This window comes from Sphingobacterium suaedae, from assembly GCF_042684625.1.
GTDB lineage: Bacteria > Bacteroidota > Bacteroidia > Sphingobacteriales > Sphingobacteriaceae > Sphingobacterium > Sphingobacterium suaedae.
On record NZ_JBHULR010000005.1, the window covers coordinates 196540 to 210209 of the forward strand.

Consider the following 13670-nt stretch of genomic DNA (forward strand, 5'->3'; position numbering starts at 1 on the left):
CTTAAAATTAGAAACCAACTTTTAACGAAAAGGTATATTGCCTAGGAATGGGCAAAGCCACTCCTCCATTACCAAAAAACTCGGGATCTGCACCATTAAGCTTTTTATCTGAATAAAGCAATGCCACATTATTGCCCACCAATGCCAAATCTAACGACCTCATTTTTAGGCGATCCGAAATACTTTTAGGAATTCTGTAAGACAACGAGATATTCTTTAAGCGAATGAAATCACCCTTTGCTACACGCTGGTCAGAATAATTATACGCATAGTAGGAATAGCGCGGATCGTCGCTCATAAATGTTTCTGAAACAAGAGGATCCAAAATTGTGGGAATGGTCGTCAATTTTTCATCACCCGGCACCATCCATCTGTTTACCAAATCCCGGGTCATAACAACATCATCCGTTAGATAAGGGGTAAAGGTAGGTTGTAGGCGGACATAGTTGCCAAAACTAAAATTGAACAAAAACGACAACGTAAAATCCTTGTATCCCAATTGATTATAAAATCCACCCGTAAATGTTGGATCCACAGGGCCATGATATTTTAAATAGTCAATTGAGGTACTTTGGAAATCGACACGCGTGACATTTCTAGCTCCTGTTTGAGACACAAATGTCGGAAATCCATACATTGGATCGAGTCCATCGAATGCTATAGAAAACAACCCTCGTTGCGAATACCCCTGCAAAGGACCTCCCTCTGCCCGTATTAACGTCCATTGATTCGGGTTGACCTCCAGTTCCGTAATCTCGTTTTTGTTGATCGCATAATTGAAAGACGTTCTCCATCTAAAATTATCGTTCCGTACAGGTGTACCTCCAATGGTCATTTCTATCCCTTTGCCTGACATCTTTCCATAATTTCCAACTTTTCTAAACTGTCCACCTATACCAGAGGTCGTTACGGTCCCGATCAGATCGAATATATTACGCTTATACACGTCAACGGTCAGATCAACTTTATTATTGAAAAGACCTAAGTCTGCCCCAATATTTAGTTCATACAATTTCTCCCAGGTAAGACCTGAGTTTTCCAGACTTGATATTCCAACCAAAGTTTCCTTGTCTAACTCGGTAGGACGATACGTAAGCCTGTTATAATAAAGGACGTCTGAATTTCTCGCATTTCCTAAACTGGCTACTAATCCATAGGTACCCCTGATTCTTGCTCCGCTTAGAAACCATCCATCCGGGTTGAAAAACGATTCTTTGTCAATGTCCCACGCTCCCGAAAGATTCCAAGTTGGGAGCCACCTAGCCGTTCGCGATTTCCCCATTAAGTTAGAGCCATCATAACGTGTCGTAAAATTAAAGCTATACTTTTCGTCAAGTGCGTAGGCTGCTCGCATCATAAAGGCAGCATACCGATCTTTGGTATATCCCATCCCAAAGTATGGGTTAATCAGAAGTTGCGCGCGTTCAAAATATTTATAATCCGGATTAACAATCCCGGCATTTTCGTATTGATAGCCAACACCATCGAAATTATCGTATTGCCTATCGGTATATCGAATCTCCATCGATCCGAAGACATTCAACCGGTGACGTTCGTGGTAGGTTGCATCATACTCCAAATTCTGCCGAAAATAATAATTGACCATATCATTACTGTTCGTGTTGTAGAAGCCCCCCTCCGGCAATACCACATAAGGCAATTCCGTCGGAGCAAACGGTCTATCAAATAGAAAACGATTATTTTCCATAATGAATGGATCGTCCCCATGTGCACGATAGGCGCCAACCATATTGGAATTCTCTTTAATATAATGTTTTCTACGTGTTGTTGCATATCGATATGATCCGTCCACAGAGTAGGTTAACGTAGGTATTATTTTGTATTTCACCCCTCCCTGTACCTTTAGTTCATTCATACCCAACTCGAGGTAATTATTGTTCAATTCATTCAGGATATTGAATGGGGCAAAATTCTTTACGAAATATTCCAGTTCGCCATTTTCATCGTAAGGAGTCATCAATCGCGAGGTATTCAATGCATAAGAATAGGGATTTATATCGAAGTCCCTGGAGTATTGGCCGAAAACGGGATCAGAATTTCGCGTCAGGGTGCCGGGTGTTCGCTGATCCCGGATAGAACCGTTAAACAGCAATTCTCCGCTAAGTTTATCACTGAGTTTAAAATTTGTACGCAGATTTGCTGTAAAACGTTTCACATTATCCCCAATTGTCTGCCCATTATCACTCATATAGCTGGTTGACGCATACGTCTGTGATTTAGCCGTTCCAGATGTATAGCTTAACGAATGCTCTTGCAGCAACGAGTTTTTAAATAGAACATCAAACCAATCTGTATTTGCCTCTGCATAACGTTTTAAAAATTGGTTCTTAGATGCTTGATTGTTTTTTAGCGTATACGAATCTGTTTGAGGATCATAATCATAGATCTGATTGTACATTTTGTAAAAAATTCCCCCGTTCATAGAGTTTCTCGATCCAGCATGTGCAAACGCTCCCTTCCTTTCCATTTCTAATAACACCGACATTTGTTCTCCGGAATTCATAATATCGAATTGGTCATAATTCGGCTTTAAGTACGTGGTTAGCGTTGAGCTATAGGTAACCTGAGGAGCACCCTCTGTTTGTATCCCTCGCTTAGTGGTTACCACGATTACTCCATTCATCGCGCGCGCGCCATACATAGCAGTCGCTGCCGCATCCTTTAAAATCGTAAATGACTCAATATCGTTAGGATTTAAACCCGCGACAGAGGAACCGATTAGCGTATTTGCATCACCTGTTGATAATGCTTCGTTAGAAATATTGACGACATCCTCCAAAATGATACCGTCAATGACCCACAATGGTTTATTATCACCTGATAGTGACGTCGCTCCTCTAACTCGGATTTTTGGTGCAGCACCAAACGTACCGGAGACATTTTGCACCGATACCCCAGCTGCCTGACCTTCCAACATGCGGGAGATATCTGGTACGCCTGCTCGCTCCGCATCTTTTGCAAGTACCTTTGATGTAGCTCCTGTAAACAGTTTTCTGTCAATATTCTGATAACCCGTCGCAACGACATCTACTGCATCCAGCGTCTTATCATCTGCATCCAAAACGATGGAGACCGTGCCCCGGTTATTCACGGAGACTTCCTTTGTACCATATCCAACATACCGTATGACAAGAGTAGATGTAGCCGTTGCAGCGATAGAAAACTCACCCTCTGCGTCCGTGGTTGCACCCACGGAAGTTCCTTTGACTAAAACTGAAGCGCCTATCAGCGGCTGCCCATCTTTATTTCTTACTGTACCTGTAACCCTGTTTTGTTGATCTTCTACGATGCCGATCCGCCCTTTCCCTTCTTCTTTATAGACGATTGAAATCGTTTCAGCAATGATCTTAAACGAAAAATTATCGCTTGGCAGGACAGCTTTTAGCACGTCTTTTAAGTTCGCATTCCGCACGTGCACACTTACGCGATCTGCCTTTTTCACCACATTGTCGCTGTATAGAAACCGATAATCTGTTTGTTTGCTAATCTGCTTGAAAACATCTTCCAATTTGGCATTCGTTAAAGAAAGAGAAACTTTCTGAGCAGTTCCCTCTGCATAAGCACATGTCATAAAAACCAACAGGAGCAGTGTTGTAATTTTCATAATCCGGAAAATTAAGACAAAAGGCGGTCTCCACGCTTCCATGCGCCTTTTGTCAAATGAGAAGTTATTCATACATTTGAGTAATTGAGTTAATGTGAAAGGGTTAGTATTCTTAAGTTAACTTGATGTTAGACAGGGGTGCTGCAACACTCCTGTTTTTTTGCGCTATTGTCTGCCTATTTCATAATCTGATTTTTAGTGATCAATAATTTATTTTTATTCAGCTTGAAGTCTAAGTCACTAACAAACTCCAGCATTTTAAGCACTTCTGTTAACCGTACATCGCGACGGATCTCGCCGGAGTAGGTTGTCGTCAAAGACACATCGTCGGAAAAAGAAATATCCAGATCATACCATAATTTAAGTTGATGGGCGATATGGACAATATTGTCTTCCTGAAAATAGAATTCATTGTTTTTCCAAGCCAGATCCTTTTGCAGATTTGTCGACTTCACCTGGAGGTTTCCGTTTCGCCACTCTGCACTCTGGCCAGGCGAAATAACAACCGACTGCTTATGGTTACTGATTTCTACACGACCTTCCGCCAGGGATGTTTTGCTTCGATCTCCATACGTCGATACATTGAAGTGCGTGCCGAGCACGCGAATATGTATGTCGCTTGTCTCCACGTAAAATGGTTTTGCAGCGTCCTTTGCCACCTCAAAATAGGCTTCACCACGGAGATACACGCGGCGTTCATCTTCAGAAAAATGTGTGGGAAACCGCAGCTCACTATTGGAGTTAACCCACACCGTGGTTCCATCGGCAAGCGTCAATTTAAAGAAATTCGCCGCCGGAACCAACAATGTATGGTACGTCAATCCATGTTGTAGTGTCTCTTGAGGCTCACGGATACGGCCATCCATCAGCTGGACACTGTGGGCCACGCTGAGCGTATCATCCACTTTGACTTCCTCTCCGCTTGCCAAAATTATTTTTGCACCGAGATTAGCAGGGAGTACATCATTCGTATACTTTTGAGCCGTGCTTTCGACGATCCGAGTTTGCTCCGCTCCGTTTCGAGTAGGTAGCCAAAGGTACCCACCAATCGACAAGGCCACTAACAGCGATGCAGCCACCGCCCATCGGATCGACAAACGATTCTTGCGTGTTGTTCGTTGCTGTATCCGTCTCCATGCCCCGTGCGCATCAATATGTTCCATCCATGCTGGTTCTACGCCGCTATTCTTCGTTAGAAGTTCGTCATATAGAGCCCGATTTTTAACGTCTTGCTTTAACCAAGCTGAAAGGATCAATTCTTCCGCATCAGAAATGGAGTCTCCATTGCTTTTTTTGGCCAAAATTTCGGCGATTTCGAACGGGTTAGTATCCATAATTTTAATTAAGAAACCAAAAACTGGATTGGGGGTGACAAGAATTTACATTTTTTTTAGACTGGAGAGAAAAAGAGTCGCGCAATTGCTAATAGTCGAGATGCAGGACAACACGTAAGCAATTGAAAGATCTGAAACAACACCCCATGTTTACTGAGCTATTGCTGTAGCGGTTGAAAATAGATGGGTTATTATTTTACCAAATGATTTCTAGAGATCGGAGAGAAATAGAGCTAGCGCAACCGAAAAATAGTCAGGGCGCAATTTTGACCGCAACACGTGTAATCCGCGTTTCTTATGTGTTTTGATCGTATTCAAACTGATCTCTAGTTGCTCCGAAATTTCTTCATTGGAATAGCCATCCACATAGCTCATTGTCATGACACGCCTGCATCCTTCCGGTAGTGTAGCGATTGTTTCGTGTATCATCCTCGAAAATTCGGTTCGGATAAGCTCATGTTCATAGTCCATATCGTCTGCCTCTTCGAATCCTGTACGGTTCCAAAACCGTTTCATGGTTTTATTTTTGCGGTTCAGATTATAGACGGCAAATTTAACGGAAGAATACAAAAATGATTTGATCGCACGTTCGTCTGCTGCGATACCACGTTTATGCTGCATATAACTGATAAATGCGTCTTGCGCTAGGTCTTCCGCTAGATGCTCGTCATGCACCAACTGCCACGCAAAATGACACAACGCTCGGTAGTACTTTGTAAATAATAGTTTATCGGGATCGACTACATTCATTTTCGGCAATTCGTCAATAAAGTTGTTAGTAGGAAAATGTTACCGGTAGGATAAGGTCTCATTTTCAAAACCAAGGTATTAAAAATATTTTAAAACGGCTTCAAAAAAAGTAGTTCCATTTCGACAAAAACGAAAAACAGGTAATTGATCTAAAAAAAACGCAGAGCCTTGTGGCTCTGCGCTGTGTTCAGGTTTTCATGCTGTTCAACTACTTTCCTTCGCCTTTATCGATGCGATCTTGTATCAAATTCCAATCGTAGTAATGAAAAACTTTACCATTACTCATAGCAATCAACATACCTTTTTCGAATTTGTCTCCCAAATTTAAGTTCGTCGCATCTGCACCGTCACATTCGATCGCAGATACCGGAATATCAGCTAGCTTTTTGTGTGCGTGCGGATTTCCATCGGTACCCTCACGTGGATAGACCAGAAAGGAATTATTTTGTTGATTGGAAAGCAACAAGTACCCTGTAGAATCGCTTGTTTTGTAGATGGCAATGCCTTCGTGGTCTGATTTGGCATCCTGTTGAGCAAAAAAGGCGAGCTCCGTGTCATCTTTTCTCTCCGGATCGGCATAATACTTCCGTACGCCAACTGTCTCGTCCGAATAATATATATAGCCGAGCTCATTATCCACAGCAATCGCTTCGATTTCTTTTTTTCCACTGTATGTACCAAATTTCCGAACGACATCGCCAGTTACTGTCCCGTCGGCATTCCCTTTCAGTTGGTATTGCCACAGGTAGGATCCTGATGCACCTGTTTTGCGCCCAACAATGGCATAAATTGTCGATGCGCTCGAATCCTTCTTCGTATAAAGTGCAATCCCCATTCCGTCCCGGCTTTCTTCTCCTTCCTCTCCATCAAAAATGGAAATCCCGCCGTTATCGATTGGTGTCAAATCGGGTAGGGAATACACCCTAATTTTATGTGCTTTTCGTTCAGTTGTAATCGCTACGTCCACTTTCTTGCCGTTCAGTTCGAGACCATAGGCGATGTCCACATTGTTTGGACGCTGTAAGCCGGTCACTTTTTTTACAATCTTTCCCGACAGGTCGTATACATACAAGCCTCCACCGACTTCCTTGTCCGTTCCAACGATCAGACTTTTAGACGGATCCGTAGGATGTATCCAGATAGCCGGATCGTCTGTATCGAATTCGGTCTGCTCAGTGACCACTGTAGGCACGATGGCGTCTGTCGCTACAGGGGTCAGTCCCGAGGAGCAGGAAGCCAATACGGAAGCTACCACCAAGGCCTTCATCATATTCCATTTTCTGTTCATATAGTTCTTTTTTTATGGTTACTAAAATTATCCAAAGGAGGTTCACTACGTAATGCCTAGATCAACATCCCTGCTTTGTCCACTCTAAACGAGTTCGAGTTACAAGCTCGCGCTAGCGTCTTTCTACAGCCGGTCAGTGCTGTACTTATCAAGCTACTACAAATCAAACTTCACGCCTAAGTTAAAGCGTGCCTGATAATATTCCATCTGCATCGTACGAGCCGAAATACCTTGATAATAACGTAGCGGCTGGTTGGTCAAATTGTTCGCTTCTAAGAATATGCGCAACTTCGGTGTAATTTTGTAGGCCGCATTCGCATCCACAAACAACTGTTTATCGTAATACCGATCTTCAAAATCTTCTCCGCCTAATTCGTCAATGTAAGAAGACGTATAATTCAGCGACACCCTTGATGAAAATTTACTATTTTCCCACGATAAGGATCCGTTAAACATATGCGGCGCTGCACCAGGTAATTTCATATTTTCACGTTCTTCGCCATCTTCATTAGTAATTCCTTTAGCTCTCGAGTTGGTGTTGGTATAATTCAAGTAAATACCGAATCCCTTAAGGAAACGTCCGGGAAGGAAATCCATTTGGCGCTGGAAAGCTACTTCAAACCCATACACATTGACGTGATCACCATTTCGTTGTTGCACAAATTGATAATTTTCTCCTGTAGGAATCGGATTTTGTTGATTTGGAAAATCATTGGCGAAATCCGCTGTTCTATATTGATTATTACTATACGTGTAAATAAAATCTTGTAAGTTTTTATAAAAAACGCCCGCTGAAAAGATGCCGACTGAGCGGAAATAATGCTCAGCCATCAAGTCGGCATTGTACGAGTACGTAGCCTTTAGGTTAGGATTGCCGGCAGCCACCTCCCGATCTTCGCCGATGACGCTGACATACGGTGCCAGCGCATAGTAATTCGGGCGAGCCAACGCCGTCGTGAATGCTGCACGCAACACTGTAGATGCATCTGCTTTATATTTCAACGACACACTGGGAAGGACGTTAGTATACGTATTCTTGTTGTTAACCTCTCCGAGTAATTCCTCCTCGTCCATCACATAATTACCTGTATAGTTGATGCGTGTATGCTCAACACGGGCACCTACGATCATCGAAAGCTTTTCGTTGAAGTCCTGATCCCAACGTATATAGCCAGCAAAAATCCGTTCTTTTGCCAGATAATTTGCCGTCAAGTATTCGTCCGGTTTCGCTTCCTGTTCGTACAGACCACCGTTCGTTAGATCAAGACCACCCAAGTAGCTATTGGGTATAAATGTACCCGGCACATACTGCGCCCCAGGATTAAAATTCTTTCCGTCATAGTACACGGTCGACATGTCGGCCAATGATCCGAAATCCTCCAGAGGCTTATATTCGTAAAAAATATTATCCCGTGATTTTTCCTTCACTCGTAAACGCACACCGGTACGGAAACGTCCTTTCTGGTTTTGTATCACGGATAACGGAAAACGTACGTTGGCTTTGAATCCGAATTCTTTCTCCTCTGTAAAATCTTCGTTTTCCGTAATTTCATCTAATCCGAATGCACTAAGATCCTCTGTTGCCGACACGAATGGTTTACGGGGATTTTGCAGATCCAATGTCATAGGCACGTCCTCCTGTTCAAAGCTGATGTAGCGTTCATTCGGGCGGTACTCACTCGCCGTGGCGAAGTTAGCTGCCCAATCCAAATCCAGTTTCGAACTCAAAATATGCTCACCGCCTAAACCGTAATTCTGAACTTTTTGCCGTTCCAGCCGAGCCATCTTATTGGTGTTGTTATCGATACCACCTTTCGTCTCACGACTGATCACACCCACATATCCATCTTCCGTCAGTTCAATATCCTTATACGCTACGCGGTATCTATTTTCACGATCATCACGCCAGTTGTACATCCCATTGGCATATAACAAATGCTTATCATTAATCTTATAATCGAACGCTAATGCAGCACTGCGACGGATGCGTTGCACATCATATTTCCGTATCTCCATTTCCGACAGATACAATTGTTCATTATCCGTACGGTCCCACACCCCCTCCACATTGTCGGAGCCAAAACGATTGTTATTAAACGAGCCGCTCAATACCAAACCAATTTTATTGTTTGCAAACCGATTTCCGTACACCAGACCCGCCGTGTAGTTTGCCTTTTCGCGAATGGGACCATAGCCCCCTGCCAGCGTAGCCGAAATACGTTGCCCGTTTGGAGATGCGCGCGTGATCAGATTGACAGAACCGCCGATCGCATCCGCGTCCATATCTGGTGTAAGCGTTTTATTCACTTCAATCGTGGAAATCATATCTGCCGGAATCAGGTCCATTTGCACGTTCCTATTATCGCCTTCTGCCGACGGAATACGGTCTCCGTTTAGCGTTACGGAGTTCAAGTTGGGCGCCAGGCCGCGTATGATGATATTCCGGGCCTCCCCTTGATCATTTTGCATCGTGATACCCGGCACCCGCTTAAGGGCGTCGCCGATGTTCGCATCCGGAAAACGGCCAACTTGATCAGACGAAATAATATTGGATATATTTTGGTTATTTTTCTGTTGGTTAAGTGCGCGTGCCTGACCTTTCCGCATATCCCCCAATACCACGACTTCAGAGAGTGTATTAGCAGATGGAGCCAAGGCCAACCCAACATTATTTTTCTGCCCCCGTTTTACGGTTACCTTATATTCGAGCGGCTGGTACCCAATGTAAACGACCGATAGCGTATAACTGCCTTCCGGCAAATCAAGAAATTCAAAATCGCCATTCTGTCCAGATACTGTATACCGATTGCTCTCCAAAATACGAATTGTCGCGCCCGGTAACGAAAATTCATCCGTTTCGTCGGTGACCTTTCCTGTAAGTATCGTGCTCTGTCCGTAACCAAAAACAGTAATAATAGTTAATAATAGTGTAGTAAAAATTCTCATGGTTTGTCTTTTCAAATTGCGACAAACCTAGGGAGTTAACATGAACAAGGGATGAAATATATGTTAACAAACGGTGAAACCAAAAGTAGATTAAGAAAGTCGAAAAGTTGCTCCTGTTCTATTCCGACACCCTTTATTTGAGACATATCCGCAATAAGATGAACAGATCGTACAACCGGCGCCACTTTACTTTGCTTTATTTTGTAGTACAGTTAACGAATTAATAAACGATTCTACACACAAACGCTTCTTACGGCACACCACCTATTCGGACGCACATGTTGCTACACAACTAATTAAAACAATGCTCCAAAATAGTAAACCCCTTAGGACGCATTTGAGAAAGACAATACATAAATAACAAGGAATACCTCATGAAAACGAACTAATCCGTGCTTAACCAGTATGCGCTGGTTTTTCACACCCAATCTAAACAGTAAAGTAAAACTTAAATGATGATATTCAACACATACCCCTATTATTCAGAGAAGAGAATGCACGTATATCGGGCCTTTACCTTACTCTGTATTTTCCTCTCCCCACTTCTTACATTGGCGCAAAACAAAACCATCAGCGGCAAAGTCAGCGACGCGACAACTGGGCAGCCGATCGAAGGTGTCGCTATAATGGTACAGAACAGCAATGACGGTACAAGCACCGCAGCAGATGGTTCATTTACCTTGCAGGCCGGGTCAAATGCGGTCCTAGTCGTATCTCATATTGGCTATACGGCACAGACTGTCGGTGTCGCCAATCAAACCGATTTACAAATCCGTTTAGCATCCATCAATGAATCGTTGGATGAGGTCGTCGTCGTAGGCTATGGGACGATGCGAAAAAAAGATCTGACCGGCTCCATTGTGCAGATCCGTCCAGACAAAATTGCTAACGAGAATCCCAAGACTGTACAGGATATCCTACGCGGTGCCCCGGGCGTACGCGTTGGCTATAGTCCCTCAGCCAAGGGCGGCGGAAGCATCAACATTCGTGGCCAACGGTCGGTTTATACAGCAGGCGGACATAGCGATCCGTTGCTTATCCTCGACGGAATGTTTTTTTACGGTGAGTTGTCAGAAATCAATCCCGACGATATTGAGCAGATCGACGTACTAAAAGATGCTTCGGCCGCTGCCGTATACGGCTCGAAAGCCGCTAACGGAGTGATCATTATAACAACAAAAAAGGGAAAACAAGGCAAGCCTATCATCAACATGACCGCCAATATTGGTACAACTACACCAGCGAACTACCGCAAGCGGTTCACACCAGAGGCATATTTACAGCACCGTCAAGATTGGTTTACAAAGAACACGTACGATGTAAACCCAGAAACCGGTGCCTACGAGGCCTACCAAACACGCGACAATCAGGGCAATCTGACAGTACCGACAGGATTTTATATGCGTCCCGACCAGCTTCCCTCACATGTTTCACTGGCGGATTGGCGCGGATACAGCTCTAATGAAGAAGGCGAATCCGACCTCAGCATATGGGCCAAGCGCTTGGGATTTATGGGCAACACACTCCAGAATCTGTTAGCAGGCAACGTGACGAACTGGGAAGATCACACATATCGAAGCGGTCTTGATCAAGATTACAACATCAGTGTCAGCGGAGCGAGCGAACGTACTAACTATTACCTCTCGATGGGTTATTTAAAAAATCAGGGCGCTGAGGTAAGCGATGCCTACCAAGCTGTACGCGCGAATATGAAGGTGGACACAAAAGTAGCCAGCTGGTTCGAAATTGGCGCAAACGTAAATTTTCAAGACCGCTCGGACGGAAATATCGGCATCGCCTTAGATGAATCTTTACGAAACAGCCCGTATGCCGACTATGCCGATGAATTCGGCAATCCCTTGCAGTTCCCATTGAGTGGCGAATACAGCCAACGCGGATACAATTACGATTTTCAGCGACAATACCTCGAACTGGAGAAAGGATACACTACCCTAAACACGATTCTATCTGCCAAGATCAAATTACCATTTAATATTACCTACACCTTCAATGCTTCGCCTCGTTATCAGTTTTTCTACGATCGGTACTTTATGTCGGCGGATCTCCCCGGTTCTGATCCCGCATCGCGCGGCGTAAACCGTGAGCAGGCGAAGCGCTTCGATTGGTCGTTGAATAATACCCTCGCGTGGGAGCAAACGTTTGCCGAAAAACACCGCCTAAACGTCACGTTGGTACAAGAAGCCGAAAAACGTCAGTATTGGAGTGATCGCATCGAAGCCCGTAGAATACTCCCCTCAGACTATCTTGGCTTTCACAACACATCAAACGGAAGCAAAGAAGACAGTAGTTTTTCCAGTGGCGACGAAAGACAAACGGCCGACGGACTTTTAGCACGTATGTTTTACTCTTACGACGATCGATACATGTTGACGGCATCTTTTCGTCGGGATGGATATTCTGCCTTCGGTGCATCCAATCCCTATGCTTATTTCCCTTCGGCTTCAGTGGCCTGGTCCTTTACCAATGAGAAATTTTTCCAATGGAACGACGTCATGAGCTCGGGTAAATTACGCGTTTCGTACGGCAAAAACGGTAACAGATCCTTAGAGCATCCTTATCTGGCCGTAGCAAACCTCTACTCGGGCGCCGGAAAATTTCAAGGGTATATCAATAATTCGGGCGAGTTGGATCTGTATCGTTACCTGATGATGGATAGGTTAGCTAACCCAAATCTACAATGGGAAAAGACTGCGTCTTGGAATCTTGGACTTGATTTCGGATTCCTAAAGGATCGCATTACTGGTACTTTGGAGTATTATAGCATGCAGACACATGATATGATCATGAACGAACGTTTACCGACCTTCACAGGTTTTAAGAATATTACGACCAATCTTGGACAAGTAAACAATAGCGGGGTCGAACTGGCACTTAGCACCATCAACATACAACGAGACAATTTTCAATGGTCTACGACAGCCAGCTTTTCGTTTAACCGAAACCGTATAAAGGCCTTGACGTACGAAAATAAGGACGATTCGGCAAATGGTTGGTTCATCGACAAACCAATTAGCGTCATCTGGAATTACCGAGTGACTGGTATCTGGCAAACCAATGAGGTCGAAGAAGCTGCCAAATACGGGCAAAAACCGGGCGATCCGAAAGTTGCGAACACGTATACGGCTGATGATGTCGTACATGAGGACGGTAGCGTGACACCCACCTACAACCAAAACGATCATGAGTTTCTCGGGGAAACGACGCCACCGATACACTGGTCGCTACGCAACGATTTCGTTCTTTGGAAAGACCTGACCGTCGCATTCAATATCTACTCCTACATGGGGCACAAGAGCCTAGCGGGGTTTTACCTCAACAACGACGATGATGGTGGACGTATGGCCTACGGAATGGCGAACCTACCGGCAAAGGAATATTGGACACCAGAAAATCCAACCCACGAATACGGCCGAATCGAAGCGGCTGGACCAACGGGGGCCAGTGGTGCACAGAAATTGTATGACCGCTCTTTCATCCGTCTGGACAACATCTCGGTAGGATACACCTTGCCGAAAGCATGGACTTCCCGGTATGAATTGAATCGTGTCAAAGTTTTCGGAACGATCCGCAACGTCGCCACATGGGCGAAAGACTGGGAATATGGCGATCCGGAAGTTAGCCCTAATTTTAACGACAATGATCGAGGTGGACTCGCAACACGTATCTACACCTTGGGACTCAATTTAGTTTTTTAATCTTTTAATTG

General features: G+C 44.3%; 6 protein-coding genes. 1 reads left to right on the top strand and 5 read right to left on the bottom strand.

Going from position 1 to position 13670, the window contains the following annotated elements:
• Window positions 1–7: 7 nt before the first annotated feature.
• The 5 genes from ACFSR5_RS13675 to ACFSR5_RS13695 all read right to left on the bottom strand — a co-directional run bounded on the left by ACFSR5_RS13675 (window position 8) and on the right by ACFSR5_RS13695 (window position 9943).
• Window positions 8–3625: a SusC/RagA family TonB-linked outer membrane protein gene (locus tag ACFSR5_RS13675; protein WP_380904698.1), complete on the bottom strand. Its 3618-nt coding sequence runs from the start codon at window positions 3623–3625 to the stop codon at window positions 8–10.
• 176 nt (window positions 3626–3801) lie between these two features.
• Window positions 3802–4959, bottom strand: a complete 1158-nt coding sequence (locus tag ACFSR5_RS13680) for a FecR family protein (RefSeq protein WP_380904700.1) — start codon at window positions 4957–4959, stop codon at window positions 3802–3804.
• Window positions 4960–5169: 210 nt separating this feature from the next.
• Window positions 5170–5709 carry an RNA polymerase sigma-70 factor gene (locus ACFSR5_RS13685; RefSeq protein WP_380904703.1) on the bottom strand — a complete coding sequence of 180 codons (540 nt, stop codon included), beginning with the start codon at window positions 5707–5709 and terminating at the stop codon, window positions 5170–5172.
• A 208-nt stretch (window positions 5710–5917) separates the two neighbouring features.
• On the bottom strand, window positions 5918–6997 hold the full coding sequence (locus ACFSR5_RS13690) for a phytase (protein WP_380904704.1): 1080 nt from the start codon (window positions 6995–6997) through the stop codon (window positions 5918–5920).
• Between the two features lie 156 nt (window positions 6998–7153).
• Entirely contained in the window at window positions 7154–9943 is a 2790-nt protein-coding gene (locus tag ACFSR5_RS13695; RefSeq protein WP_380904709.1) for a TonB-dependent receptor, read from the bottom strand.
• 452 nt (window positions 9944–10395) lie between these two features.
• Between ACFSR5_RS13695 and ACFSR5_RS13700 the strand changes: the two genes are divergently transcribed.
• Window positions 10396–13659, top strand: a complete 3264-nt coding sequence (locus tag ACFSR5_RS13700; protein WP_380904711.1) for a SusC/RagA family TonB-linked outer membrane protein — start codon at window positions 10396–10398, stop codon at window positions 13657–13659.
• Window positions 13660–13670 lie beyond the last annotated feature (11 nt).